The organism is Pseudomonas marginalis, assembly GCF_024169655.1.
Lineage (GTDB): Bacteria > Pseudomonadota > Gammaproteobacteria > Pseudomonadales > Pseudomonadaceae > Aquipseudomonas > Aquipseudomonas paraveronii.
On the sequence record NZ_JALJWV010000001.1, the window covers coordinates 4,896,624 to 4,917,432 of the forward strand.

Here is a 20,809-nt window from a genome sequence, read left to right on the forward strand (position 1 = left end):
CCCTGTGACCCGAGCAGACTTCATGGCGTTGCCGACCCTTCGCATCATTGGTTTCATCATCGGCATCTTCCTGATCACCCTCGCGATCGCCATGGTCGTGCCCATGGCCATCCTGGTGCTCTTCGAACGCACCAGCGACCTGCCGTCGTTCCTGTGGGCCAGCCTGATGACCTTTATCGCCGGCCTGGCCCTGGTGATTCCGGGTCGCCCGGAACATATCCACCTGCGCCCCCGGGACATGTACCTGCTGACGGTGAGCAGTTGGGTGGTGGTGTGCATCTTCGCCGCGCTGCCGTTTTTCCTGACCCAGAACATCAGCTACACCGACTCGTTTTTTGAAAGCATGTCTGGCATCACCGCCACCGGTTCCACGGTGTTGAGCGGGCTGGACACCCTGTCGCCCGGCATTTTGATGTGGCGTTCGCTGCTGCACTGGCTCGGCGGTATCGGTTTTATCGGCATGGCGGTGGCGATCCTGCCGCTGCTGCGCATTGGTGGCATGCGCCTGTTCCAGACCGAGTCCTCGGACCGTTCGGAAAAGGTCATGCCGCGCTCGCACATGGTGGCGCGGCTGATCGTGGCGGCGTATGTGGGCATCACCATCCTCGGCAGCCTGGCGTTCTGGTGGGCCGGGATGGGCTTGTTCGATGCGATCAACCATGCGATGTCGGCGATTTCCACCGGTGGGTTTTCCACCTCCGATGAGTCCCTGGCGCACTGGAAACAACCGGCGGTGCATTGGGTGGCGGTGGTGGTGATGATCCTCGGCAGCCTGCCGTTCACCCTGTATGTCGCCACCTTGCGCGGCAACCGTCGGGCGTTGATCAAGGATCAGCAGGTGCAGGGTTTGCTCGCATTACTGCTGGTGACCTGGCTGGTACTCGGCACCTGGTATTGGTGGACCACCAACCTGCATTGGCTGGATGCGCTGCGCCATGTGGCGCTGAACGTGACGTCGGTGGTGACGACGACCGGTTTTGCACTTGGGGACTACAGCCTGTGGGGCAACTTCTCACTGATGCTGTTTTTCTACCTGGGCTTTATCGGCGGTTGCTCGGGTTCAACGGCCGGCGGGATCAAGATCTTCCGCTTCCAGGTCGCCTATATCCTGCTCAAGGCCAACTTGAACCAACTGATTCACCCGCGCGCGGTGATCAAGCAGAAGTACAACGGCCACCGCCTCGACGAAGAGATCGTGCGTTCGATCCTGACGTTCTCGTTTTTCTTCGCCATCACCATCAGCATGATCGCGCTGGCCTTGTCGCTGCTCGGCCTGGACTGGATGACCGCGCTGACCGGCGCCGCCAGCACGGTGTCCGGTGTCGGCCCGGGCCTGGGCGAAACCATCGGCCCGGCCGGCAACTTCGCCAGCCTGCCGGATGCGGCCAAGTGGATTCTGTCGCTGGGCATGCTGCTGGGCCGGCTGGAAATCATTACAGTCTTTGTTCTGTGCATCCCGGCGTTCTGGCGTCACTGACCGTCGACACCTCCAGCAACCGCGCGCGGTACTCGCCGGGCGTGGCATCGAACCAGCGGCGGAAGGCGCGGAAGAAGTTGCTCGGGTCGGCAAAGCCCAACAGGTAGGCGATCTCCAGCAGGCTCATGCCCGGCTGCGCCAGGTATTGCTCGGCCAGTTCGCGACGGGTGTCGTCCAGCAGCGTCTGGAAACTGGTGCCCTCTTCCTGCAGACGCCGCTGCAAGGTGCGCTGAGACAGGTGCAGGGTCTGGGCCACCACTTCACGCTTGGGTTCGCCTTGGGGCAACAGGCGGCACAGCACCTGCCGCGCCTTGTGGGTCACGCGGTTTTCGGAGAAGCGCGCCAGGTATTCACCGGCAAACCGATCGTGCAACAGCGCCATCGCCTCGTTGGCCGTGGGCAGCGGCGCATCCATATCGGCGCGCTCGAAAATCAGTGCGTCATACACCGCGTTGAATTCCAACGGCGCATGAAACGCATGTTTGTAGGGCGCGAGGTCGACGGGTTGCTCACCTTGCAGCAGCACCTTACGCGGATGCAGGGTACGCCCGGTCAACCAACCACACAGCGCCAGCGCGCAGGCCAGCGAGGCTTCGGCGCTCTGCCGGGTGGGCGGCAGGTGATCGCCATGCACCGTCAGAATCAGCGCATAGCCTTCGGGTAATAGTCGGAAACTCAGGTCAGCGCTTTCGGCGATGATCCGCTGGTAGCGCACCAGCCGCATAAAACCTTCCGCCAATGTGTTGCTGGACATCAGCGCATAACCGGCCACATGAAACGATGCCGGGCGCACCACTTTGCCCATGTTCAGGCCAATCGCGGGGTTGCCCGACAGTTCCACGGCGCGTTGCCAGAGCCGAGTCATGGAGTCTTGCGGAAAACGGGCATCGGGATCGTCGAGGGCGGCATAGTCCAGACCCAGTTGTTTGAACAACACCTGGCAATCCAGACCGTCCATTTCCAGTGACTTGACTATCCCCATCACCCAGCTTGCAGAAGTTGTTCGTTCGCTCATGGCGTCTTCTTAATAAAGCAGGCTGAAACAGCAGCCAGAAAGCCAAGGATACTAAAGTGGCATCTAATGTCACTGGCTGTTACCACTGATCACTCTAGACTCAAATAAGCTCCCCGCCGAACAACTGTTCGACGGCATAACAATCAAAGGGCCAGCTGCCGTGGAAAACATCAAGCGATTCAATAGCTTCGCCGAGTTTTACCCGTACTACCTGAAGGAACATGGCAACAGCACCTGCCGGCGCCTGCACTTTATCGGCACCACGCTGGTGATTGGGCTTTTGGCGTATGCCCTGGGCAAAGGCGCTCTCGGCCTGCTGCTCGCGGTGCCCATCGCCGGCTACGGCTTTGCCTGGGTGGGTCACTTCTTCTTCGAAAAGAACCGCCCGGCGACCTTTCAGCATCCGTTCTACAGCCTGCTGGGGGATTTCGTGATGTACCGCGACATGATCCTGGGGAAGGTGCCGTTCTAGCGGTGTGACGTCTTGTCACTTGCGCTTGAACGCTGAAGGTTTGTCCATTCGTCGATATAAAAGTCTTTTTGTCATTTACAGTGCTGTATCCTGCCAAGGCTTTTTGAGAGCGCGGAATCACCTGCGATTGAAAAAAACAGACTTTGCAAGGAGCGACGACGATGCACGAGATACCTAATCTCCCCTTCCCAAGCCTGCACCCAACAGAGCAGCACGCACCGCAGCAGGCCAGCGCCAAGCAGCCTGAGGCCAAAGAAGCAAAACCAGTCGACCGCAAAAGCCAGGACTGACGCCGTAGCAGACCGTGTGGAAAGCGCAGCTTTGAGCGCTTTCCACACTGCCTGAATTTGCCGAGATACCCGCCATGACCGATAACCACCCCGATCGCCCCGACACCGCCGTACTCGACACTGCCCTGCAGATGGTCGACGTTTGGAACCGCCTCAGCGCGGACAAACAAGCCATCCTGCTCAAGCGCTTCGGCACCCAGGAAAACGCCTTGGCCGCCCTGGTCACCACGCAATTGCTCGCCCCTGCCCGGTCCTGACGCCGTTTAGATTGGCGCGTTGGTTTTTTACTGCCCTGCGCGGGCCAAAGCATCGGTATGATTAGCAGCCTATCTTTACCTGCTGCGACAGTGGACCCTTCCCATGCCAGATACACAGCGCCCCATGGCGGTCACGCTGCAAGTTGTTTCCATCGTGCTGTTCACCTTTATCGGCTACCTGAATATCGGCATTCCCCTGGCCGTGTTGCCGGGCTATGTCCACAGTGAACTGGGCTTTGGCGCGGTGATCGCCGGGCTGGTGATCAGTGTGCAATACCTGGCCACCCTGCTGAGCCGCCCGTATGCCGGGCGCATCATCGATAACCTGGGCAGCAAGCGCGCCGTGCTGATCGGCCTGGCGGGCTGCGGCCTGAGCGGGGTGTTCATGTTGCTCGCGGCGTGGTTTTCCAGCCTGCCGGCGCTGAGCCTGGGCAGCCTGCTCATCGGTCGCCTGGTGCTCGGCAGTGCTGAAAGCCTGGTGGGGTCCGGCGCCATCGGCTGGGGCATTGGCCGGGTGGGTGCGGCGAATACGGCGAAGGTCATTTCGTGGAACGGCATCGCCAGCTACGGCGCCCTGGCAGTCGGCGCGCCGTTGGGGGTGCTGCTGGTCAGTCACCTCGGTTTGTGGAGCATGGGCGTGAGTATCCTGCTGCTGGCGGCGGTGGGCCTGCTGCTGGCGTGGCGTAAAGAGCCGGCACCGATTGTTGCCGGGGTGCGCCTGCCCTTCATGAACGTGCTGGGCCGGGTACTGCCCCATGGTTGCGCACTGGCGCTGGGCTCCATCGGTTTTGGCACCATCGCCACCTTCATCACTCTGTACTACACCACCCAGCATTGGGATAACGCGGTGTGGGCACTGAGCCTGTTCGGCGCCAGTTTTATCGGCGCGCGCCTGCTGTTTGGCAATTTGATCAACCGTATCGGCGGCTTTCGCGTGGCCATTGCCTGCCTGTCGGTGGAGGTGCTTGGCCTGCTGTTGCTGTGGCTGGCGCCGGATGCCCAGTTGGCACTGGCGGGCGCGGCGTTGAGCGGCTTTGGCTTTTCCCTGGTGTTTCCGGCGCTGGGGGTAGAGGCGGTCAATCTGGTGCCTGCATCCAGCCGGGGTTCGGCGGTGGGGGCGTACTCGCTGTTTATCGACTTGTCGCTGGGGATCACCGGCCCGCTGGCCGGGGCCGTGGCGGCCGGCTTTGGCTTTGCGTCGATTTTCCTGTTCGCCGCCCTCGCCGCCTTGGGCGGGTTGCTGCTGAGTGTCTACCTGTACCGGCAAGCGCCCAAGGCCCGCAAGGCGCGCGACGCCTAGAAGTCGACCTTGCCGCGCCCGGCCTTGATGCTGCCGCGCTTGGTCTTGGATTCCAGGCGGCGTTTCTTCGAGCCCAGGGTCGGTTTGGTCGGACGGCGTTTCTTCTCCACCTTGGTGGCGCTGAGGATCAGCTCGACCAAGCGTTCCAGCGCATCGGCGCGGTTCTGTTCCTGGGTGCGGTATTGCTGGGCCTTGAGCACCAGCACGCCTTCGCTGGTGATCCGACTGTCGCGCAGCGCCAGCAAACGCTCCTTGTAGAATTCCGGCAACGACGAGGCCGGAATATCAAAGCGCAGATGCACCGCGCTCGACACCTTGTTGACGTTCTGCCCGCCGGCGCCCTGGGCGCGAATGGCGGTCAGCTCGATCTCGGTGTCGGGCAGGTGCACGTTGTTGGAAATCACCAGCATGAGCAACGGGTTCCTCTAAGGGGAGCCCAAGGATACGCGAATGCGCCCCGCCCATCCCTTCAAACAACAAACCCGGCACAGGGCCGGGTTTGCTCGACAGCATCGAACGGTTACTCCACCGCCGGCACTACCGTCGCCGGGCGCTGATCCGCATTGCGCTTGTTCTTGATCCAGTAACACAACCCCATGAACGCCACCCACACCGGGATCGCATACACCGAGACCTGAATCCCCGGGATCATCAACATGATCACCAGGATAAACGCCACGAACGCCAGGCACAGGTAATTGCCATACGGATACCACAGCGCCTTGAACAACGGCACCTGGCCGGTGCGGTTCATGTGCTGGCGGAACTTGAAGTGGGAGAAGCTGATCATCGCCCAGTTGATCACCAGCGTAGCCACCACGAGCGACATCAACAGTTCCAGTGCATGTTGCGGGATCAGGTAATTCATCAGCACCGCCACCAGGGTGATCGCCGCCGAGGCGAGGATCGAACGCACCGGCACGCCGCGTTTGTCGATCTTCGCCAACGCCCGCGGCGCGTCGCCCTGCTCGGCCATGCCCAGCAGCATGCGGCTGTTGCAGTAGGTGCCGCTGTTGTACACCGACAGCGCGGCGGTCAGTACCACAAAGTTGAGGATATGCGCGGCGGTGTTGCTGCCGAGCATCGAGAACACCTGCACGAACGGGCTACCGCTGTAGGCATCGCCGGATGCGTTGAGGGAGACCAACAGGCTGTCCCACGGCGTCAGCGACAACAGCACCACCAGGGCGCCGATGTAGAAGATCAGGATGCGGTAGATCACCTGGTTGATCGCCTTGGGGATCACGGTGCGTGGCTGGTCGGCTTCGGCCGCGGTAAAGCCGAGCATTTCCAGGCCGCCGAAGGAGAACATGATGAGCGCCATGGCCATCACCAACCCGCCCACGCCGTGGGGGAAGAAGCCGCCGTGTGCCCACAGGTTGCTCACCGAGGCTTGTGGGCCGCCGCTGCCGCTGACCAGCAGGTAGCTGCCCAGGGCGATCATGCCGACGATGGCCACCACCTTGATGATGGCAAACCAGAATTCGGCCTCGCCGAAGACTTTGACGTTGGCCAGGTTGATCAGGTTGATCAACACGAAAAACGCCGCCGCCGACACCCAGGTCGGGATCTCCGGCCACCAGTAATGCACGTATTTGCCGACAGCCGTCAGCTCCGACATACCCACCAGGATGTACAGAATCCAGCAGTTCCAGCCCGACAGGAAGCCAGCGAAACCGCCCCAGTATTTGTGGGCAAAGTGACTGAAGGAACCGGCCACCGGCTCTTCGACGATCATTTCGCCGAGCTGGCGCATGATCATGAAGGCGATAAAGCCGCAGATGGCATAGCCCAGGATCATCGACGGGCCGGCGGATTTGAGCACCCCGGCCGAGCCCAGGAACAGGCCGGTGCCGATGGCGCCACCGAGGGCGATCAACTGGATATGACGGTTTTTCAGGCCACGTTTCAGTTCGCCTGAAGAGGAATCGGGTCCACTCATGAAAAGGCTCTCACGCAAGGTTTGATGATGTTGAATGCAGGTTGCTGCCTTGATGTGCGACTCAAGCAGCGCCGCTCAAACCCCAGCGCAGGCACCAGGAATACAGCGTCGTTCTAACGGTCATGCGTCACCTGTTTGTTTTTATCTGTGACGAAATCGAACCCGTCTGGCTCGTGGCCAGGCGGAGTGATCAGGGTGGATAAACCCTGAGGTCTTGGCCTTTTGCGTGGTTACGCAAGGGGGTCACAGTAAAACGCGGCGCATTGTACACCGCTCGACCGCTTGCGGACGGCCCTGACAAGCATCCGCGACAATCTGTCAGGTATTCCTTACAGCGCGGTGCCGGCCCGATACCGCAGGCCTTTTGCGTAAATCAATCGTTACAGCGCGGAAAATCGGCGTTACACCCAGCCAGTATCTGTCAGCTCACAAAAATTGGCGGTAGGACATATCCGAACACTCGCCTGCCCCAGTGCGCTGTTTTGCATGGGGAAAAAATCGCGCACCAAAACAGAACAAAAAATCCAAATGAGACCGTGTCAATAAATTTTTTGCATTCCGAAACACTCTCACCTAGGTTCTTTCACTTGCCCAGCGAAGCCCGCGGGCAAGCCGTTCTCAAACAACGTCCTCTAGGAGATACACCATGCAAGCACTGGAAAACGACCTGGAAACCGAACTGCAACTCGACGATTGGTTTGAAGCGCCGACCCATGAGGCCGCCGTTGAAATGATGCAAGCCGATGCCGTCGTGCCCTTTGGCACGGCGATGTGGCCTTTCTAATCCCCGGCAGGCATCCGGCAGGTGCAGTGCGCTGCACCTGCCCCCTTACCCAAGGCACAGAAGGACACTCGTCATGGACAAGGCCCGCGCCGTCGAACACTTTCTCTACTACCTCGCCCACCACCCGGCCCTCAGCGGCTTGAGCTGTCCGACCGTGCTGTTGGGCCATACCGAACGCTACGAGGCCATTGCCCAGGCGATCACCCACAGCAGTGCCGCGCGCTTCAACCTCCAGGTGCAGCGCCTGGACCTGGCCCCCAGCGCCGCCCTGGCCGAGGCCATCGACAGCTGCGACCTGTACCTGTTTTTCTACGACGCCTCGACCCTGCCCAACCCCCGCGCCGAAGGCCCGGACTTTATCCACGCCTTGCACGGCGTAATGGCCGAGCACTGGAAGAAATCCCTGCTGTTCAAGGACTACGGCGACTATTTCTACGACACCTTCAGCGTCGAGCCACAACGCATCGCCGACCTCAACGCCACGCTGATCCGGCGCATGTCCCAGGCCACGCTGCTGAGCTTCACCGACCGGCACGGCTCACGCCTGCAAGCGCCGCTGAGCAGCATCAGGAAGTGGACCAATATCAACGGCATCGGCAACCACGACCTGGCCCCCGGCGAGATCGCCACCCACAGCGAGGCCATCAGTGGCCAGGTGCGGTTTGTCGGCACCTTCCTCAGCACCATCCCCTTCGCGCGCAAATATGGCGTGCTGCAATCACCGCTGGAGCTGTGGATCGAAAACTCGACCATCTGCAGCGTCGCCAGTGAAATCCCCGGGCTGGCGGACGACTTCAACAAGTACCTGAACGCCAACCCATCGAACCGCCGCGTGGAGGAACTGGGGATCGGTACCAATGAAGGGGTCAAGGCTCTGTATGCGCGCAACGCCGGGTTCGAAGAACGCCACTGCGGCTTGCACCTTGGGTTGGGTGGCGGGCAGAAAGGCAGCCATCATCTGGATTTGATCTTCGCCAGCGGGGTGTTGGCGCTGGATGACAAGCCGGTGTTCGATGGCACCTTTGCGTTCTGATCAAATCCAAAAAAAAAACGCCAACCCGAGGGTTGGCGTTTTTATGCAGCGCTTACATCACTGCGGCTTCTTGCGACCAAAACCCGGGCGCTGACCGGAACCGGCCGGTGCGCCACGGCGCTTGCCCGACGGCTCGTCCGCCACCAGTTTCAGGCCTGGGCGCTTTTTCGGCGCAGGCTTGGCTGGGCGCTTGGTGCTGGCGTTGTCGGCCGGGCGATCAGAGGGAGCACCACGACCGGCTTCACCACGATTACCACGACCGCCGCTTGGCGCTTCACCACGGCCGGCAGGGCGCGGCGTGCGGGGCGCACGTTCGCCTTCCTGACGCGATGGCGCGGTTGGACGACGCTCACCTTCAATGTGCGGCTCACGGGAAATACGCCCGCCGGTAGCCGGTGCATTCAGGGCCGGGCGCAGGGTGCGAGCCACGCGTTCGGTGCGCGCAACCGGGCGCGACGATTTACGCTGCATACGGTCGAGCTTGTCTTTGCTCTTGGCGTTCATCTGCGGCATCGCGACTGGCGTCAGGCCGACTTCGGCACTGAGGATATCGACTTCGTACTGGCTCATTTCACGCCAGCGGCCCATCGGCAGGTCGGAGTTCAAGAACACCGGGCCGAAACGCACGCGCTTCAGGCGGCTGACCACCAGGCCCTGGGATTCCCACAGGCGACGTACTTCACGGTTACGGCCTTCCATCACCACGCAGTGATACCAGTGGTTGAAACCTTCACCGCCTGGAGCCTGCTTGATGTCGGTGAACTTGGCCGGGCCATCTTCCAGCACGACGCCGGCCTTGAGGCGCGCGATCATCTCGTCATCGACTTCGCCACGCACACGCACGGCGTATTCGCGGTCCATCTCGTAGGAGGGGTGCATCAGGCGGTTGGCCAGCTCACCGTCGGTGGTGAACATCAGCAAGCCGGTGGTGTTGATGTCGAGACGACCGATGTTGATCCAGCGGCCTTCTTTTGGCTTAGGCATCTTGTCGAACACGGTCGGACGGCCTTCCGGGTCGTCACGGGTGCAGATTTCGCCATCGGGCTTGTTGTACATGATCACGCGGCGCACCGATTCGGCGGCCTCTTCACGCTTGATGACCTTGCCATCAATGGTGATTGCATCGTGCAGGTCGACGCGCTGGCCGAGGGTGGCCTCGACGCCGTTGACCTTGATGCGCTTCTGGGTGATCCAGGCTTCGACGTCGCGGCGCGAGCCCACGCCGATACGCGCCAGCACCTTTTGCAGTTTTTCGCCTGCAGGGCCGATTTCCTGGCTGTCGTTCTGGTCTTTGTCGTTCATCTTAAGCACCTCCCGGTGGGTCGATTCAGGCGTGGCCTGAAGAGTGTTGAAAGCGGGGCTTTGGGCGAATACATCGCCAAAGGGTCGCGAATCATACGCGCATGGCGCGCGCTGCGCATCAGAGACTAGTCGATAAGTGCCGAGTCAGCGGCTTTTCCGCCGACCGGTGGCGCCCACCGGCTGTAGGAGCGAGCTTGCTCGCGAAAATCGTCAACGATAACGCGGGGAATCTGGTTGTCTGCGGTGTTCTTGGGTTTTTCGCGAGCAAGCTCGCTCCTACAAGGTGGGCGTCAGTCGTCGAACTGGCGGCGCTCGGCCTCGATGGCTTCGGCCAGGGCGCGGGCTTCGTCTTCTTCGTCGCTCAGCGGTGGTTGTTCGAGGGCGGCGACGGCAGCCAGGAGTTTTTCGCGGGCTTGGGCGACGCCGAGAATGTCTTCCTCAGGTTCCGCTTCGGGCTCTGGCTCGACTTCAACATTCACCTGGCTTTCGGGCTCGGCCGCGCCATCACGCAGCAAGTCATCGAAGTCGGTCTTGATGCCCTGCTCCATGTCGTCCAATTCCAGCAGCAAGGTGTGGAAACTGGTTTCGTCCTTCGGCTCTTCCGGCTCGGCGGTGGCGTCGGCCAGTTCCTGCAGGCTCGCCGGGACCGGGGCGTCGTCGAAGTCGAGTACCGGCTCGGTTTCCATCTCGCGCAATTCGGCCAGCGGTGGCAGGTCGTCGAGGTTTTTCAGGTTGAAGTGGTCGAGGAACACCTTGGTGGTAGCGAACATCGCCGGTTTGCCGGGCACGTCGCGGTAACCGACGATACGAATCCACTCGCGCTCCAGCAACGTCTTGACGATATGGCTGTTGACGGCCACGCCGCGCACGTCCTCGATTTCGCCGCGGGTGATCGGCTGGCGATAGGCGATCAGCGCCATGGTTTCCAGCATCGCCCGTGAGTAACGCTGCGGGCGTTCTTCCCACAAGCGGCCGACCCACGGGGAAAATTTCTCACGGATCTGCAGGCGATAACCCGACGCCACTTCGCGCAGCTCAAAGGCGCGGCCGTCGCAGGACTTGCGCAGGATCTCCAGGGCTTTCTTGAAGACCGGCGGTTCAGGGCGTTCGGCCTCTTCAAAGAGTTCGAACAGGCGCTCCAAAGATTGCGGCTTACCCGAGGCCAGAAGAAAGGCCTCCAGCAGCGGGGCCAGTTCGCGGGGTTCAGTCAGATTCATCGATTCAGCTCGTTATTCGGCTCGCGCCCGCACGTGGATAGCCGCAAAAGGCTCATTCTGGACCAGCTCGACCAAGGACTCCTTGACCAGCTCGAGGATCGCCATAAAGGTCACCACCACCCCCAGGCGCCCTTCTTCGGCGGTGAACAGCTCGACAAACGGCACAAAACCGCCGCCCTTGAGGCGTTCGAGCACATCGCTCATGCGCTCGCGGGTGGACAATGCCTCGCGGCTGACCTGGTGGTGTTCAAACATGTCGCCACGGCGCAGCACCTCGGCCATGGACATCAGCAACTCTTCCAGACTCACGTCCGGCAACAGCTTGCGCGCCCGGGCTTCCGGCGCATCGAGCTTGGGCACCACCACATCGCGGCCCACGCGGCTGAGGCCGTCGATGCCTTCGGCGGCGGCCTTGAAGCGTTCGTACTCCTGCAGGCGTCGGATCAGTTCGGCGCGCGGGTCGTCCTCTTCGGCCTCGACCGTCTCCGAGCGCGGCAACAGCATGCGCGACTTGATCTCGGCGAGCATCGCGGCCATCACCAGGTACTCGGCGGCCAGTTCCAGGCGCACCGACTGCATCAGCTCGACATAGCCCATGTACTGGCGGGTGATTTCCGCCACCGGGATGTCGAGGATGTTGATGTTCTGCTTGCGGATCAAATACAGCAGCAAATCCAGCGGGCCTTCGAAGGCATCGAGGAACACTTCCAGGGCATCCGGCGGGATGTACAGGTCCAGCGGCATTTCCATGACCGCCTGGCCATACACCATGGCAAACGGCAGTTCCTGCTGGGCGCCGGCCTGGCTGTCGACGGTTTCCACGGCCGACATTCAGGCCTCGGCCATAAACGGCGCGGGGTCGCCGCAGCCGACACGGATCACTTCGGGGTCGCCGTCGGCCAGGTTGATCACGGTGGACGCCTTGCCGCCGCCGAAACCGCCGTCGATGATCAGGTCGACGTGTTTTTCCAGCAGTTGGCGCATTTCGTAGGGGTCTTCCAGCGGTTCGGTGGCGCCGGGCATGATCAACGACACGCTCATCAGCGGCTCGCCCAACTCGGCCAGCAGCGCCAGGGCGATCGGGTGTTCCGGCACGCGCAGGCCGATGGTGCGCTTCTTCGGATGCAGCAGCAGGCGCGGCACTTCGCGGGTGGCGTTGAGAATAAAGGTGTACGGCCCCGGCGTGTGGGCCTTGAGCAGGCGGAAGGTGCCGGTGTCGACCTTGGCGAACAGGCCCAATTGGGACAGGTCGCTGCAGATCAGCGCGAAGTTGTGCTTGTCGTCCAACTGACGCAGGCGTCTGACACGCTCAACCGCGTTTTTGTCGCCGATCTGACAACCGATGGCGTAGGACGAATCAGTTGGATAGATCACCACGCCACCGGCGCGAATGATCTCCACGGCCTGTTTGATCAGCCGTGGCTGAGGGTTTTCCGGATGAATCTGGAAGAATTGACTCACGTGCTCTACCTGTTCAGACGGTGGCAATAATGGGGTCATGCTTGAATCGCCCCCACAAGAGCGGCAAGTCTTCCGGGACCGGGCGATATTCGCCGATCTCGGACCAGCCGCCTGGGCCATGAAAGTCACTGCCGGCGCTGACCAGCAGACCAAATTCGCGGGCAAGAATCGCCAGGCTGCCAACCTGTTCGGCGGGTTGATGCCCGTTGACCACTTCAATTGCGTGGCCGCCCGCACCAATATAGTCGCCAATCAGCTTGCGACGCTTGCTGCGGGTGAAATCGTAATGCCAGGGATGTGCCAGGCTGACCCAGGCCCCGGAGGCCCGCAGGGTCTCGACGGTGTCGTCCAAGGTCGGCCAATGCTGCTTGACGTCGCCCAGTTTGCCGGCGCCCAGCCATTTGCGAAAGGCTTCGGCGCGGTCCCGGACAAACCCTTCACGCACCATCCAATCGGCGAAATGCGGCCGGGCCGGTGCGTTGCCGCTGTCGCCCAGTTCCTGCTGGATGGCCCGGGCGCCATCGAGGGCGTTGGGCATACCTTTAAGGCCGAGCTTGCGGCTTATTTCTTCGGAACGCAGCCAGCGGCCAGCGTGCAATTGAGCGATGGCCTCCACCAGCGCGGGGGCTTTTTGGTCAAAACCGTAGCCGAGCACATGAATGGTGGCGCCGCCCCAGGTGCAGGACAATTCCACGCCGTTGACCAGTTGCATGCCCAGCGCCTGGGCGGCTTCGCGGGCCTCGTCGAGGCCTTCGAGGGTATCGTGGTCGGTCAACGACAGGACTCGCACGCCTTTTTCAAACGCACGCGCAACCAATACCGCAGGCGCCAGGGCGCCATCGGAGGCCGTGCTGTGGCAGTGCAAATCAACATTCACGGAAGTGTGTAACCTCAAGTCAGGTGGCGCTTTCGCTACCAAGGATGTTTGTTATTATGCCGCCACATCCAGCTTCTGGCTCTTACTGTGAAACAATTCATCGACTTCATCCCGCTGTTGCTGTTTTTCATCGTTTACAAACTCGACCCCAGGGTCATCGATCTCGCCGGCCATGAACTGACCTTCGGAGGCATCTACAGCGCCACCGCCGTGCTGATCATCAGCTCCATCGTGGTCTACGGCGCCATCTTCATCTCCCAGCGCAAACTCGAAAAAAGCCAATGGCTGACCCTGGTCGCCTGCCTGGTCTTCGGCAGCCTGACCCTGGCCTTCCACAGCGAAACCTTCCTTAAATGGAAAGCCCCGGTGGTGAACTGGCTGTTCGCCCTGGCGTTTATCGGTAGCCACTTCGTTGGCGATCGCCTGTTGATCAAGCGCATCATGGGCCATGCCCTGACCCTGCCGGAACCGGTGTGGACACGCCTGAACGTGGCCTGGATCGTGTTTTTCCTGTTCTGCGGCGGCGCCAACCTGTTCGTGGCCTTCACCTTCCAGGACTACTGGGTCGACTTCAAGGTGTTCGGCAGCCTGGGCATGACCGTATTGTTCCTGGTCGGCCAGGGCATCTACCTGTCGCGCCACCTGCATGAAACCGACTCCACTACGCCGAAAACCGAGGACTGACATGCTCTACGCCATCATTGCCACCGACGTTGCCAACTCGCTGGAAAAACGCCTGTCCGTGCGCCCGGCCCACGTCGAGCGCCTGAAAGTGCTGCAGGCCGAAGGCCGCATCGTGTTGGCCGGCCCGCACCCGGCGATCGACAGCAACGACCCGGGCGCCGCCGGTTTCACCGGTAGCCTGATCGTTGCCGAGTTCGCGTCCCTGGCCGATGCCCAAGCCTGGGCCAAGGCTGACCCGTATGTGGCGGCCGGCGTCTACGCGGATGTAGTGATCAAACCGTTCAAGCAAGTCCTGCCTTGACCCCGGTCGCGCCGAACCAATTCGGTTCGGCGCACTCCTAATTGCTCATTATTCTGGGTAACCTGCCGACAACGTTCTGAATATTCGTGTGGAATCAGGAGTTCCGATGCGCTTACGTCAGTTGTGTCTGTTGGCAGTGTTAATGATCGGGGCTACGGCCCACGCTGAAGAAACCTCGAACACCGGCAGTTCTACGCCCCTGTCCTTGAGTGCCGGCAGCCAGATCACCGAATTGCAGCAACGCTTGAAAGAAAGCGAACGGCTGCGTGAAGAACTGAGCAAGCAACTGCAAACCACGGATGCTGCCCGGGAAAGCGCCCAACTGAGTCGCTTGCGCCAAGAGAATCAACGCCTGGCCCAGCAACTCAAAGAGACACAGGGCGGCGGCTTGACCCGATGGCTGACCGAGCAACAGCAGTGGTTTGTCACCGGCGCAGCCGTCGCACTGATCGCGTTGCTGTGCGGGATCTTCGCCAGTGGTGGGCACCGTCGCCGTCGACAATGGCTAAATTGAGTGAGTCATGAGCGAGCTGTTACTGATAGATGATGACCAGGAGCTCTGCGAGCTGCTGACCAGTTGGTTGAGCCAGGAAGGCTTCCAGGTGCGCGCCTGCCACGACGGTTTGAGCGCCCGCAAAGCCTTGGCCGACAGCGCCCCGGCGGCCGTGGTGCTCGACGTGATGCTGCCCGACGGCAGTGGTCTGGAGCTGCTCAAGCAATTGCGCAACGACCATCCGGAGCTGCCGGTGCTGATGCTGTCGGCCCGGGGCGAGCCGCTGGACCGTATCCTCGGCCTGGAACTGGGCGCCGACGACTACCTGGCCAAGCCCTGTGACCCACGGGAGCTGACTGCCCGCCTGCGCGCAGTGTTGCGCCGCAGCCACCCGGCCGCCGTGTCGACCCAACTGGAACTGGGCGACCTGTGCTTCAGCCCGGTGCGCGGCGTGGTCAGCATCGACAATCAGGAATTCACCCTCACCGTTTCCGAAAGCCGCCTGCTCGAAGCCTTGCTGCGTCAGCCCGGCGAACCGCTGGATAAACAGGAACTGGCGCAGATTGCCCTCGGCCGCAAGCTGACCCTCTATGATCGCAGCCTCGACATGCACGTCAGCAACCTGCGCAAAAAGATCGGCCCGCACCCGGATGGCCGGCCACGGATCGTGGCGTTGCGCAGCCGCGGCTACTACTACAGCCTATGAGCCCAGCAACACTCTGATCCCACATTTGATCTGCTCGGCCCCCAGGGTTTTGTCAGCTTCCAGCAAAACCCTCTTTACCCAAGCTTTACCCACACCTGACCGCCGCTGACCTTGATCTCCGTAATCTACTCACATCCGGACTCACCGGAATAGAGACAGGAGAATCACCATGCGCAAGACCCTAATCGCCCTGATGTTCGCCGCAGCCCTGCCCACCGTGGCCATGGCAGCAATGCCTGAAGGCCCAGGCCCGATGGGCGGCCCTGAAGGCCACATGATGGGTGGCCCAGGCTTTGACGGTGAACACGGTCCGCGTGGCAAAGGTGGCCCGTTCAGCCAGCTGGATTTGAGCAAGGAACAACGCCAGCAGATCGGCAAGCTGATGGGCGACCAATGGCACGCTCGCAAAGACCTGGTCAAAAAGTACCTGGACAAACTCCCGGCCGCTGACCAGAAAGCCATGCAGGATGAAATCGCCGCCGGCAGGCAGAAAACCCAGGCCGACGTCCGTGCCGTGCTCAAGCCCGACCAGCAGAAGAAATTCGACGAGATCATCAAGAAGCAAGAACAACGCCGCGCCGAGTGGAAGGAATTCCAGGCATGGAAAGCGCAGCAGCCGCAAAAAGCGCAATAATGTTCTAGCTTCACTGCCCCAGCCCAGCGGTTCGCGCCGCTGGGCTTTTCCTGTTTGAGGGTTTCCTGTGCGTTCATTGTTCTGGCGTATCCTGGCCAGTTTCTGGCTGGCCATCGCCTTGGTTGCCGGGCTGTCGATCCTGCTTGGGCATATGCTCAACCAGGACGCCTGGATTCTCAGCCGCCATCCCGGCCTCAATAACCTGGCCCAAGAGTGGACCCAACTCTACGAAGCCCAGGGCGAAGACGCCGCGCAGGACTTGCTGCAACAGCGCAAGCGCCAGTACCACATTGACGTGCAAGTACTCAACGAAAGCGGCGAGCCCGTGGTACGCGGCACCTTTCCGCGCCGCGCCGCCGCCTTCGAAGCCCGGCAGAACGACAGCAAGGACGGCCACCTGCCCTGGCGGCGCCTGACCGCCGAGTACACCAGCGAGAAAACCGGCGACACCTACCTGCTGATCTACCGCATCCCCCATCCGGAACTGGACGCCTGGCACCGCAGCAGCCTGGCGTGGCCGTTGAGCGCATTGGCGATTGCCCTGGTGGTGCTGACCCTGTTCAGCCTGCTGGTGACGCTGTCCATCACCCGCCCTTTGAGCCGTCTGCGCGGCGCGGTGCATGACCTCGGGCAGGCCACCTACCAGCAGAACAGCCTGGCGCAACTGGCCAACCGCCGCGATGAGTTCGGCGTCCTCGCCAACGACTTCAACCGCATGGGCGCGCGCCTGCAGAGCCTGATCGGCAGCCAGCGCCAGTTGCTGCGGGACGTGTCCCACGAACTGCGCTCGCCCCTGGCCCGCCTGCGTATCGCCCTGGCCCTGGCCGAACGTGCCGGCCCCGAGGAGCGCGAAAAACTCTGGCCACGCCTGACCCGCGAGTGTGACCGCCTGGAAGCGCTGATCAGCGAAATCCTGGTGCTGGCCCGGGTCGATGCCGACAACGCCAGCGCCGAAGAGGTGGACCTCATCGCGCTGCTCAAGACCCTGCAAAAGGACGCCCAACTCAGCGCGCCGGACCAGGTGGTACAACTGAACACCGATCCCGACCTGCGCCTCAAAGGCTGGCCGACCATGATCGAACGCGCCGTGGATAACCTGCTGCGCAATGCCCAGCGCTTCAACCCGCCAGGCCAACCGATCGAATTGCAGGCGCGCCGCCTGGGCGAACGCATTCTGATCAGCGTGCGCGATCACGGCCCCGGCGTCGAGGCCGAGCACCTGAGCCAGTTGGGCGAGCCGTTCTACCGCGCGCCCGGCCAAACGGCGCAGGGCCACGGCCTGGGCCTGGCGATTGCACGGCGCGCAGCGGAACGCCATGGCGGCAACCTGATCCTGACCAATCATCCCGACGGTGGTTTCAGCGCCAGCATCGACCTGCCATTGACGCCGGGGGTTGTCACACCGGTGTGATGATCTTCTATAGTGGCCCTTCTCTTATGGAGGGCCTTCGATGACTGACCTGCTGACGCCGATCCAAGCCGCACTCGATCTACCGCGCACCCCGCTGACCTCGACCGGGGCCGGCGCCCTGCCGTCGATCTTCGCCGTGAGCGACCTGGCCTGCGCCAGCATCGGCGCCGCCGGCCAGGCGGTTGCCCAACTCATCCTGCAACAGACCGGGCGCTTGCCCAGCGTGAGCGTGGACCGACGCCTCGCCTCGTTCTGGTTCTCTTCTTCGATCCGCCCCACAGGCTGGCAAGTACCGCCACTGTGGGACCCGGTGGCCGGCGACTATGCCAGCGCCGACGGCTGGATTCGCTTGCACACCAACGCGCCCCATCACCGTGCGGCTGCCGAGCGGGTGCTGGGCCACGTCGCTGACCGTGCCGAGATGGCGAGCAAGGTCGCCGCGTGGAACGCTGCCGAGCTGGAGCAGGCGATTGTCGATGCCGGCGGTTGTGCCGCGCAGATGCGGTCGTGGCAGGCCTGGCAGCAACATCCCCAAGGCTTGGCGGTGAATGCCGAGCACCTGGTTCAGCGCCAAACTTTTGAACCCGCTGCCAACAGGCCCTGGCGCGGCGCGGCGGCCCGCCCGCTGGCCGGCCTCAAAGTGCTGGACCTGACCCGCGTGCTGGCCGGCCCCGTGGCCAGTCGTTTTCTCGCCGGGCTAGGCGCGGACGTGTTGCGCATCGACTCGCCGACCTGGAACGAGCCGGGCGTGGTGCCGGAAATGACCCTGGGCAAACGCTGTGCGCGCCTGGACCTGAAAACCGCCACAGACCGCCAGGTTTTCGAAGGGTTGCTCAAAGACACCGACATCCTGTTCCACGGTTACCGCGCCGATGCCCTCGAGCAATTGGGCTACACCGCCAGCGCATTGCAACAGCTCGCCCCCGGCCTGATCGACGTGAGCCTCAACGCCTATGGCTGGAGTGGCCCGTGGCGCAACCGCCGGGGCTTCGACAGCCTGGTGCAGATGAGCTGCGGCATCGCCGACGCGGGCATGGCATGGAAACACACGGATAAACCTGTGCCGCTGCCATTGCAGGCGCTGGATCACGCCACCGGCTACTTGATGGCGGCCAGCGCGATCCAGGCCCTGCGCGAGCGCTTGGCGTCCGACCGTGGCGGCTCGGCGCGATTATCGTTGGCGCGCACGGCAAAATGCTTGATGGAGGCCGGGCCGGTTCCGGAGCAACCGCCATTGCGGGCCGAAGCCCTCGAAGATCAGGGGCTGGTGGTGGAGCAAACCGCCTGGGGACCGGCGCACCGATTGCTCGCGCCGCTGACCATCAGCGGCACACCGTTGCAGTGGGATTTGCCGGCAGGGGAATTGGGGTCGCACCGGCCTCGCTGGTGACCTGAGACCGCCATCGCGGGCGTGCCCGCGATGAGGCCCACACGATCAAGCCACCCTGCTCATAACGACAACACTCCGCTATACAGCCCATACGCCGCCAACCCCGCGCCCGCCATCACACAGGCGAAAATGCCTTTTTCCACATGGGTAAACAACGGCTGGCCCTGCTCGCGCTTGGCCAGGGCAAACAACACCACGCCCGGCGCATACAGCAACGCCGACAGCAGCAGGTACTTCAGCCCACCGGCGTAGAGCAGCCACACCGCGTAGCTCAGTGCAATCAGGCCCACCAGCAGATCTTTCAGGCGCTGGCGCTGGGCGCCTTCGTAGGTTTCTCCGCGCCCGCTCAACAACACCGCGTAGGCCGCCGACCACAGGTAAGGCACCAGGATCATGGACGAGGCCAGGTAAATCAGGGTGGTGTAGGTGCTTTCGGAAAACAGCGTGATGACCAGGAATATCTGGATCATCACATTCGTCAGCCACAGGGCGTTGATCGGCACCTGGTTGGCGTTTTCCTTTTTCAGGAAGGCCGGCATGGTCTTGTCATGGGCCGTGGCGTAGAGAATTTCCGCGCAGAGCAGCGCCCATGACAGCAACGCGCCCAGCAGCGATACCGCCAAACCGATGCTGATCAACAGCGCGCCCCACGGCCCGACGATGTGCTCCAGCACGCCGGCCAGGGACGGATTCTGCAATTTCGCCAGTTCCGGCTGGCTCATGATGCCCAGGGAGAGCAGGTTCACCAGCACCAGCAGCGCCAGCACGCCGAGAAACCCGATCACCGTGGCCCGGCCCACATCCGAACGTTTCTCCGCCCGTGCCGAATACACGCTGGCGCCCTCGATGCCAATAAACACGAACACCGTGACCAGCATCATATTGCGCACCTGGTCCACCACACTGCCGAATTGCGGCTTGCCCAAGCCCCATATGTCAGCCGTGAAGATATCCGCCTTGAATGCCACGCCGGCGATGACCACGAACATCAGCAACGGTACGAGCTTGGCCACGGTGGTGATCTGGTTGATGAACGCCGCCTCCTTGATCCCGCGCATCACCAGGAAATGCACGGCCCACAGCAACAACGAGGCGCAGCCGATGGCCACTGGCGTATTGCCCTCGCCGAACACCGGAAAAAAGTAGCCAAGGGTGCTGAACAGCAACACGAAGTAGCCGACATTGCCCATCCACGCACTGATCCAGTAACCCCAGGCGGACGAGAAGCCCATGTAGTCGCCGAAACCGGCCTTGGCGTAGGCATACACCCCGGAATCCAGCTCGGGCTTGCGGTTGGCCAGGGTCTGGAACACAAACGCCAGGGTCAGCATACCCACGGCTGTAATCGCCCAGCCGATCAATACCGCGCCGACTTCGGCGCGCGCGGCCATATTTTGTGGCAAGGAAAAAATCCCCCCGCCGATCATGGAGCCCACCACCAGGGCGATCAAGGCGCTGAGTCGAAGCTTTTCAGACGATTGCGACATGAACTCTCCAGAGTCAAAAACAAATGAGCGAACGACTGTGTACTCAACTAATTTGCACGAGAGCTCCCGCGTTTATCAGGTATCGCGAACAAAACGCGGGTTCTAATAACCCAAAGGCATGTCAATAACTAGAGTTTAGGCAAATTTATAAATTAAATAAGTATTGAATTTTACGAACATCAGCGGTTTGCCGAGTCACCCCGGAAAAAGTTTGCACATTCACAGAAAGGGGCTAGCTTAAATCGTCTCTGCAATCAGCAAACCTTAACAATAAAA

The 20,809-nt window shown here is 61.9% G+C and carries 23 protein-coding genes; 14 read left to right on the forward strand and 9 right to left on the reverse strand.

Annotation, left to right across the window (positions count from 1 at the left end; genetic code table 11):
* The first annotated feature begins 22 nt into the window (after positions 1–22).
* Positions 23–1,477 carry a TrkH family potassium uptake protein gene (locus J2Y83_RS22475; protein ID WP_253400434.1) on the forward strand — a complete coding sequence of 485 codons (1,455 nt, stop codon included), beginning with the start codon at positions 23–25 and terminating at the stop codon, positions 1,475–1,477.
* Here the strand turns inward: J2Y83_RS22475 and J2Y83_RS22480 are convergent.
* A complete protein-coding gene (locus tag J2Y83_RS22480; RefSeq protein WP_253398413.1) occupies positions 1,434–2,492 on the reverse strand; it encodes an AraC family transcriptional regulator in 1,059 nt (352 codons plus the stop codon). The two genes, J2Y83_RS22475 and J2Y83_RS22480, sit on opposite strands and share 44 nt — an antisense overlap.
* A 160-nt stretch (positions 2,493–2,652) precedes the next feature.
* Between J2Y83_RS22480 and J2Y83_RS22485 the strand changes: the two genes are divergently transcribed.
* The 4 genes from J2Y83_RS22485 (at position 2,653) to J2Y83_RS22495 (ending at position 4,811) form a co-directional block, all read left to right on the forward strand.
* Entirely contained in the window at positions 2,653–2,964 is a 312-nt protein-coding gene (locus J2Y83_RS22485; RefSeq protein WP_247403333.1) for an Mpo1-like protein, read from the forward strand.
* Between the two features lie 161 nt (positions 2,965–3,125).
* Positions 3,126–3,254 (forward strand): hypothetical protein, encoded by a 129-nt coding sequence (locus tag J2Y83_RS29640; protein ID WP_301295040.1) that lies wholly within the window; start codon positions 3,126–3,128, stop codon positions 3,252–3,254.
* A 74-nt stretch (positions 3,255–3,328) separates the two neighbouring features.
* A complete protein-coding gene (locus tag J2Y83_RS22490; protein ID WP_247403331.1) occupies positions 3,329–3,511 on the forward strand; it encodes a hypothetical protein in 183 nt (60 codons plus the stop codon).
* A gap of 103 nt (positions 3,512–3,614) precedes the next feature.
* Entirely contained in the window at positions 3,615–4,811 is a 1,197-nt protein-coding gene (locus J2Y83_RS22495; protein ID WP_253398415.1) for an MFS transporter, read from the forward strand.
* On the opposite strand, the gene arfB is transcribed toward J2Y83_RS22495, so the two are convergent.
* Together arfB and J2Y83_RS22505 are read right to left on the reverse strand one after the other, a co-directional pair.
* Positions 4,808–5,221 (reverse strand): alternative ribosome rescue aminoacyl-tRNA hydrolase ArfB, encoded by a 414-nt coding sequence (arfB, locus tag J2Y83_RS22500; protein WP_010566190.1) that lies wholly within the window; start codon positions 5,219–5,221, stop codon positions 4,808–4,810. The genes J2Y83_RS22495 and arfB overlap by 4 nt on opposite strands.
* A gap of 110 nt (positions 5,222–5,331) precedes the next feature.
* On the reverse strand, positions 5,332–6,753 hold the full coding sequence (locus J2Y83_RS22505) for an amino acid permease (protein ID WP_253398417.1): 1,422 nt from the start codon (positions 6,751–6,753) through the stop codon (positions 5,332–5,334).
* A gap of 646 nt (positions 6,754–7,399) precedes the next feature.
* Here J2Y83_RS22505 and J2Y83_RS22510 point away from each other — a divergent pair.
* The gene (locus J2Y83_RS22510) at positions 7,400–7,537 is read left to right on the forward strand and encodes a hypothetical protein (RefSeq protein WP_003175756.1); all 138 of its coding nucleotides are present in this window, start codon (positions 7,400–7,402) and stop codon (positions 7,535–7,537) included.
* A 73-nt stretch (positions 7,538–7,610) separates the two neighbouring features.
* The gene (locus J2Y83_RS22515; RefSeq protein WP_253398419.1) at positions 7,611–8,570 is read left to right on the forward strand and encodes a leucyl aminopeptidase; all 960 of its coding nucleotides are present in this window, start codon (positions 7,611–7,613) and stop codon (positions 8,568–8,570) included.
* A gap of 57 nt (positions 8,571–8,627) precedes the next feature.
* Here the strand turns inward: J2Y83_RS22515 and rluB are convergent, their stop codons facing one another.
* The 5 genes from rluB to J2Y83_RS22540 all read right to left on the reverse strand — a co-directional run bounded on the left by rluB (position 8,628) and on the right by J2Y83_RS22540 (position 13,427).
* Positions 8,628–9,872 (reverse strand): 23S rRNA pseudouridine(2605) synthase RluB, encoded by a 1,245-nt coding sequence (gene rluB, locus J2Y83_RS22520; protein WP_253398421.1) that lies wholly within the window; start codon positions 9,870–9,872, stop codon positions 8,628–8,630.
* Positions 9,873–10,162: 290 nt separating this feature from the next.
* A complete protein-coding gene (gene scpB / locus J2Y83_RS22525; protein ID WP_253398423.1) occupies positions 10,163–11,089 on the reverse strand; it encodes an SMC-Scp complex subunit ScpB in 927 nt (308 codons plus the stop codon).
* Between the two features lie 12 nt (positions 11,090–11,101).
* Complete coding sequence (locus J2Y83_RS22530; protein ID WP_173390412.1) at positions 11,102–11,800, reverse strand: segregation and condensation protein A; 699 nt, start codon at positions 11,798–11,800, stop codon at positions 11,102–11,104.
* Between the two features lie 120 nt (positions 11,801–11,920).
* A complete protein-coding gene (locus J2Y83_RS22535) occupies positions 11,921–12,550 on the reverse strand; it encodes an L-threonylcarbamoyladenylate synthase (RefSeq protein ID WP_017847159.1) in 630 nt (209 codons plus the stop codon).
* A 13-nt stretch (positions 12,551–12,563) separates the two neighbouring features.
* A complete protein-coding gene (locus tag J2Y83_RS22540) occupies positions 12,564–13,427 on the reverse strand; it encodes a PHP domain-containing protein (RefSeq protein WP_247406132.1) in 864 nt (287 codons plus the stop codon).
* Between the two features lie 87 nt (positions 13,428–13,514).
* Here J2Y83_RS22540 and J2Y83_RS22545 point away from each other — a divergent pair, with 87 nt between their 5' ends.
* The 7 genes from J2Y83_RS22545 to J2Y83_RS22575 all read left to right on the forward strand — a co-directional run bounded on the left by J2Y83_RS22545 (position 13,515) and on the right by J2Y83_RS22575 (position 19,046).
* Entirely contained in the window at positions 13,515–14,111 is a 597-nt protein-coding gene (locus tag J2Y83_RS22545) for a septation protein A (RefSeq protein WP_253398425.1), read from the forward strand.
* 1 nt (position 14,112) lies between these two features.
* Entirely contained in the window at positions 14,113–14,412 is a 300-nt protein-coding gene (locus tag J2Y83_RS22550; protein ID WP_247406136.1) for a YciI family protein, read from the forward strand.
* Positions 14,413–14,518: 106 nt separating this feature from the next.
* Positions 14,519–14,926 (forward strand): translation initiation factor 2, encoded by a 408-nt coding sequence (locus J2Y83_RS22555; RefSeq protein ID WP_247406139.1) that lies wholly within the window; start codon positions 14,519–14,521, stop codon positions 14,924–14,926.
* A 7-nt stretch (positions 14,927–14,933) separates the two neighbouring features.
* Complete coding sequence (locus tag J2Y83_RS22560) at positions 14,934–15,611, forward strand: response regulator transcription factor (RefSeq protein ID WP_169883602.1); 678 nt, start codon at positions 14,934–14,936, stop codon at positions 15,609–15,611.
* Between the two features lie 169 nt (positions 15,612–15,780).
* Positions 15,781–16,245 (forward strand): Spy/CpxP family protein refolding chaperone, encoded by a 465-nt coding sequence (locus tag J2Y83_RS22565; RefSeq protein ID WP_253398427.1) that lies wholly within the window; start codon positions 15,781–15,783, stop codon positions 16,243–16,245.
* Positions 16,246–16,312: 67 nt separating this feature from the next.
* The gene (locus J2Y83_RS22570; RefSeq protein ID WP_253398429.1) at positions 16,313–17,656 is read left to right on the forward strand and encodes a sensor histidine kinase; all 1,344 of its coding nucleotides are present in this window, start codon (positions 16,313–16,315) and stop codon (positions 17,654–17,656) included.
* A 40-nt stretch (positions 17,657–17,696) separates the two neighbouring features.
* Entirely contained in the window at positions 17,697–19,046 is a 1,350-nt protein-coding gene (locus J2Y83_RS22575) for a CoA transferase (protein WP_253398431.1), read from the forward strand.
* A gap of 59 nt (positions 19,047–19,105) precedes the next feature.
* On the opposite strand, the gene arcD is transcribed toward J2Y83_RS22575, so the two are convergent.
* The gene (gene arcD / locus J2Y83_RS22580; RefSeq protein WP_253398433.1) at positions 19,106–20,533 is read right to left on the reverse strand and encodes an arginine-ornithine antiporter; all 1,428 of its coding nucleotides are present in this window, start codon (positions 20,531–20,533) and stop codon (positions 19,106–19,108) included.
* Between the last annotated feature and the right edge of the window lie 276 nt (positions 20,534–20,809).

Excerpts from the sequence above, each read along its gene's own strand:
- J2Y83_RS22480 (WP_253398413.1), bottom strand. The coding sequence starts at position 2,492 with ATGAGCGAACGAACAACTTCTGCAAGCTGGGTGATGGGGATAGTCAAG.
- J2Y83_RS22495 (WP_253398415.1), top strand. The coding sequence starts at position 3,615 with ATGCCAGATACACAGCGCCCCATGGCGGTCACGCTGCAAGTTGTTTCC.
- J2Y83_RS22560 (WP_169883602.1), top strand. The coding sequence starts at position 14,934 with ATGAGCGAGCTGTTACTGATAGATGATGACCAGGAGCTCTGCGAGCTG.
- J2Y83_RS22505 (WP_253398417.1), bottom strand. The coding sequence starts at position 6,753 with ATGAGTGGACCCGATTCCTCTTCAGGCGAACTGAAACGTGGCCTGAAA.
- J2Y83_RS29640 (WP_301295040.1), top strand. The coding sequence starts at position 3,126 with ATGCACGAGATACCTAATCTCCCCTTCCCAAGCCTGCACCCAACAGAG.
- J2Y83_RS22575 (WP_253398431.1), top strand. The coding sequence starts at position 17,697 with ATGACTGACCTGCTGACGCCGATCCAAGCCGCACTCGATCTACCGCGC.
- J2Y83_RS22475 (WP_253400434.1), top strand. The coding sequence starts at position 23 with ATGGCGTTGCCGACCCTTCGCATCATTGGTTTCATCATCGGCATCTTC.
- arcD (WP_253398433.1), bottom strand. The coding sequence starts at position 20,533 with ATGTCGCAATCGTCTGAAAAGCTTCGACTCAGCGCCTTGATCGCCCTG.
- arfB (WP_010566190.1), bottom strand. The coding sequence starts at position 5,221 with ATGCTGGTGATTTCCAACAACGTGCACCTGCCCGACACCGAGATCGAG.
- J2Y83_RS22550 (WP_247406136.1), top strand. The coding sequence starts at position 14,113 with ATGCTCTACGCCATCATTGCCACCGACGTTGCCAACTCGCTGGAAAAA.
- J2Y83_RS22555 (WP_247406139.1), top strand. The coding sequence starts at position 14,519 with ATGCGCTTACGTCAGTTGTGTCTGTTGGCAGTGTTAATGATCGGGGCT.
- J2Y83_RS22515 (WP_253398419.1), top strand. The coding sequence starts at position 7,611 with ATGGACAAGGCCCGCGCCGTCGAACACTTTCTCTACTACCTCGCCCAC.
- J2Y83_RS22565 (WP_253398427.1), top strand. The coding sequence starts at position 15,781 with ATGCGCAAGACCCTAATCGCCCTGATGTTCGCCGCAGCCCTGCCCACC.
- J2Y83_RS22510 (WP_003175756.1), top strand. The coding sequence starts at position 7,400 with ATGCAAGCACTGGAAAACGACCTGGAAACCGAACTGCAACTCGACGAT.
- rluB (WP_253398421.1), bottom strand. The coding sequence starts at position 9,872 with ATGAACGACAAAGACCAGAACGACAGCCAGGAAATCGGCCCTGCAGGC.
- J2Y83_RS22490 (WP_247403331.1), top strand. The coding sequence starts at position 3,329 with ATGACCGATAACCACCCCGATCGCCCCGACACCGCCGTACTCGACACT.
- scpB (WP_253398423.1), bottom strand. The coding sequence starts at position 11,089 with ATGAATCTGACTGAACCCCGCGAACTGGCCCCGCTGCTGGAGGCCTTT.